At 60.4% G+C, this 3863-nt stretch carries 4 protein-coding genes; 3 read left to right on the top strand and 1 reads right to left on the bottom strand.

Going from position 1 to position 3863, the window contains the following annotated elements; genetic code table 11:
• Nucleotides 1-166 precede the first annotated feature (166 nt).
• Nucleotides 167-331 carry a Flp family type IVb pilin gene (locus tag AC629_RS21165; RefSeq protein WP_084806939.1) on the bottom strand — a complete coding sequence of 55 codons (165 nt, stop codon included), beginning with the start codon at nucleotides 329-331 and terminating at the stop codon, nucleotides 167-169.
• Between the two features lie 296 nt (nucleotides 332-627).
• Here AC629_RS21165 and AC629_RS21160 point away from each other — a divergent pair, with 296 nt between their 5' ends.
• The 3 genes from AC629_RS21160 (at nucleotide 628) to AC629_RS48855 (ending at nucleotide 3665) form a co-directional block, all read left to right on the top strand.
• Nucleotides 628-2118: a hypothetical protein gene (locus tag AC629_RS21160; RefSeq protein WP_084806938.1), complete on the top strand. Its 1491-nt coding sequence runs from the start codon at nucleotides 628-630 to the stop codon at nucleotides 2116-2118.
• Between the two features lie 88 nt (nucleotides 2119-2206).
• Nucleotides 2207-2866, top strand: coding sequence for a hypothetical protein (locus AC629_RS48860; protein ID WP_245331940.1), 660 nt, complete (start codon nucleotides 2207-2209; stop codon nucleotides 2864-2866).
• A gap of 22 nt (nucleotides 2867-2888) precedes the next feature.
• Entirely contained in the window at nucleotides 2889-3665 is a 777-nt protein-coding gene (locus AC629_RS48855; protein ID WP_245331939.1) for a hypothetical protein, read from the top strand.
• Nucleotides 3666-3863: the final 198 nt, after the last annotated feature.

Raw genomic sequence — 3863 nt, 5'->3', positions numbered from 1 at the left:
CGCTTCCTCCCCACATTCGGTCGCCCTCATGCAGTTGCGCTTCACTTCGCTCGCCATGATCAGCTTACGATGGGACTTCCACCCACAAGAGTGCGCCCATGCTGGGCGCACAAAGAAAAGAGCCCCGTCCAGGACGGGGCTCTCAAAATTCCAGGTTGGTTCAGCCTTACTTGAGGCTGCTCGAGATCAAGCCGAACTTGGTGTTCAGCGTGCTGCCGAGGTTGTTGACGACGGTGATGATCGCCAGCGCGATGCCGGCAGCGATCAGGCCGTATTCGATCGCGGTGGCGCCGGATTCATCCTTCACAAAACGCGCAACGAGGTTCTTCATAGGGTGCTCCCAAAAAATACACGAGGCTACAACTGGTCTGGTCTTTTCGGCTTCCCAGCGCCGCCTGACCATGGAACCGAGCGTAACGGCAAAGAATTGCGCCGCAGTTAACTCGACTGCGTAAACACGGAGCGGTTTGCATGTATTCGCCGATGGTAAATCGGAATCTAAAACAATCAGTTAAATTATCGGGACATCACCCTGGCGCGGCCGTGATTTACCCGAAGTTATGACCGCCGTGGTCCAATGCCGCCCGCTCGGCCAATCCGACAAGAACAGAGGACGACGAGGCGGCAATGTCCCTTTCCCTTGCCAACAGCATCGCGGTGCAGAGCCGCGCGCGAGCCTTGGCGCCGTTGTGCGTGGGCGCGGGCGCCTATCTCTTCTTCCTCTATGTCGGCGACACGCTGCTTCAGGACTCCGACTCGTTCTGGCAGATCAAGATCGGGCAATGGATCCTCGATCACCACGCCCTTCCCTACACAGACTTCTATTCGTTCACGCGGCCCAGCGAGCCCTGGATCTCGACCTCGTGGCTCTCGCAAGTGCTGTTCGCCATCTCCTATGCGCAATGGGACTGGGCCGGCCCGGTGATCCTCACCGCGCTTGCGGTCGCCTTGTCGGCGGCGATCCTCGTCGACCTGCTCGACGCGCATCTGGAGACTCCGCGCACGGTGCTGTTCGCGATGCTCGCGGTCGTGCTGTCGCTGCATCACATCCTGGCGCGGCCGCATATATTGGCGCTGCCCGTGATGATCGCCTGGGTCGGCATGCTGATGAATGCGGCCGATCGCAAGGTCGCGCCGTCATGGTACTGGCTGCCGCTGATGTCGCTGTGGGCGAACCTGCATGGCAGCTTCGTGCTGGGCCTGGCGCTGATCGGCCCGATGTCGCTCGTGGCGATCTGGGACATGGAGTCCGGCAAGCAGGTCCGGCTGCTGCTGCGCTGGTTCCTGTTCGGCGTCGCGGCGCTGGCCGCGAGCTGCGTCACGCCCTATGGCTGGCGCACATTGCTCGGTGCGACCAGCATCCTCAATCTCGGCGAACTTTTGACGGTCATCTCCGAATGGTCGCCCGTGAATTTCGCATCCTTCAACGCGTTCGAAGGCGCGCTGTTCGGGCTGATCGCGATCGGGCTCTATCGTGGCCTGACGCTATCGATGCCGCGCATTCTGCTGATCCTGCTTCTGACCTGGATGGCGCTCACCCATGTCAGAAGCATCGAGGCCTTCGCGTTCCTGGTGCCGCTGGTGCTGGCCAAGCCGCTCGGCGAACGGTCACCGCTGCCGCAGCCCGACACGTCGGGCGGTGCGAGTTGGCCCGCTCGCTACGTGACCGCAACGGGTGCGCTGATGATCGTGGCAGCGGCCTGGACCTCGACCTCGATCTTCATGGCGCATCACCGCTTCACCTTCACGATGGATCAGACGCCGGCTGCCGCCGTCGACCTGCTCGAGAAGCGTGGGGCGCAGCGCATCTTCAACGCGTACAAGTTCGGCGGCTATCTGATCTCGCGCGACATCCCGGTCTTCGTCGACGGCCGTGCCGAGCTCTATGGCGAGACCTTCGTGATGGACTTCTTCAAGGCCGTGGAGGTCAAGAAGCTCGACAACCTGACCCGGCTGCTGGACGGGTACAGGATCGACGCCACGCTCCTGGCCGCGGACTCGCCGGGCGCCCAGGTGCTGGATCACATCAAGGGCTGGAAGCGGCTCTACGCCGACAAGATCGCGGTGATCCATGTGCGCGACGATCAGCAGACCGCGGCCGTGACATCGTCGAAGTGAGAACGCAGCTCCAGGGCGTTACTCGTAAAAGTCAGATGTAAATTGGCGGCGTGAGGCTACGAACAGTCTAGTTGGAAATAACCTCAGCATGAAGCAACGTTGGATTGTGGTGGCCGCTATCCTTGTGACGGCCTTGTTGATTCAGGTACCTATCATTCTCAACGCCGATCTGGGCTGGCTGCTTACTGTAAACGAAAAAATTCTGGACGGCCGAAAGCTGGGGGTCGACCTCTTCGAGTCCAATCCCCCTCTGTCGGTCTACATGTACATGCCGGCAGCGATGCTTGCGCGAAAAACGGGCGTCGCACCTGAGCTCATCGTGATCCTCCTGGTGATCATCGAGATCGTTGGCGCGCTTTTTATCATCGATCGCGCAGCGGCAGCAGCAAACCTGGGATCCAGGGAGCGCAATGTTTCGACGTGGTCTCTTGCGCTCTTGCTCGCAATTCTTCCCGGCGCAGTATTCGGGCAACGTGAGCACATAGCCGTAATTGCGCTCACGCCCTTTGTTGCCATCACTGCGATACGTTGGCGCGACCTTGATCCCGGTCCAATCGCGATCTTCGCAGGGCTTGGCGCGGGGCTCGCCATGTGCATCAAGCCGTTCTTTGCCCTGGTCGTAGGCCTGCCGATCATCTGCTCCGTCGTCCGTCAGCGTTCTCTCAGGCCCTTGTTCACCCCCCGAGGTCTTTGCAGCCGCCGCCACCACAATCAGCTACGGGGCGATCGTCCTCGCCTTCTTTCCTGACTATCTGTTCGTCTATGCCCCGATGGTCGCCGAGGCTTACCTGCCCATCAGAAGGGAGTTTCTGAGCCTCGTTCCCATTCCAATCGCCGTGATCGGCGTCTCCATCATGCTCCTGCGCCTTGTCGCTTCCCAAGATTTCAAACTGTGGCGCGACGGAACGCCTTGGTTGGCGGCATCGGTCGGCGGAGCCGCGACTTTCGTTCTTCAAGGCAAGGGATGGCCATACACGGCCTTCGCCCTCTGTCTGTTTGCGTTGGTTGTGCCGATGCTGCATGTCTGCACCAGGACATTGCGGGGCCCAGTTGCAGTCATCGGCGTTGGCCTCCTTGTGCTCATCGGCCTCTATTTGTCGTCACCAGCGCCTGGTTTTCCGCCGTTGGTGCGACGTGTCCACGCACTCACGCAGCACCCGCGGCTGCTCACGATCACCGACCACATCGGCCTGGGACACCCGCTCGTCCGTCAACTCGGTGGAGTTTGGGTAGGCAGCTCTTGTGCGCAGCTCCTGGCCGGCGGTGCAATTCTGCGCATGGAAACGTCGCAGCCAACTCAAGGTGAGCGAGAAAAGCTGGACGGCATCATACATTTCGAGCGACAGCAGCTATTGGCGGACCTGCGGAACGGTCGTCCTGACGTGATTCTGGTGGACACCTATCTTCTGAGCACGTTTCGGTTCGATTGGCTGGCCTGGGCCAGTTCAGATCCCGAGGTCGAAACGGAGTTGAGAAACTACCGTGAGGTTGAAACCGTCGGTCGCGTCAGGATATTCGTCGACCAATCGGCCTTGCAGCGATCATGATCCTGGCCGGGCAGGCGCCTTTTGCGCCGTGCGCACGATCCTGGCCCCTGAGCCGACGTGCAGCGAAACTCTTGGCATGCCCGCTATCAAGGGGATTGTGTTGAAAAACTCAAAATCTGAGCGGTCGCAAAATTCTCGCGATGAGGTGAAAGGCGCCACATCCGCCATCTGGATCGTCCTCAAAGCCAATGGGAAGCT

This window comes from Bradyrhizobium sp. NAS80.1 (assembly GCF_001908205.1).
Lineage (GTDB): Bacteria > Pseudomonadota > Alphaproteobacteria > Rhizobiales > Xanthobacteraceae > Bradyrhizobium.
The sequence above is the reverse complement of the archived record's forward strand: the minus strand, read 5'-3'. Positions and strand labels throughout refer to the sequence as shown.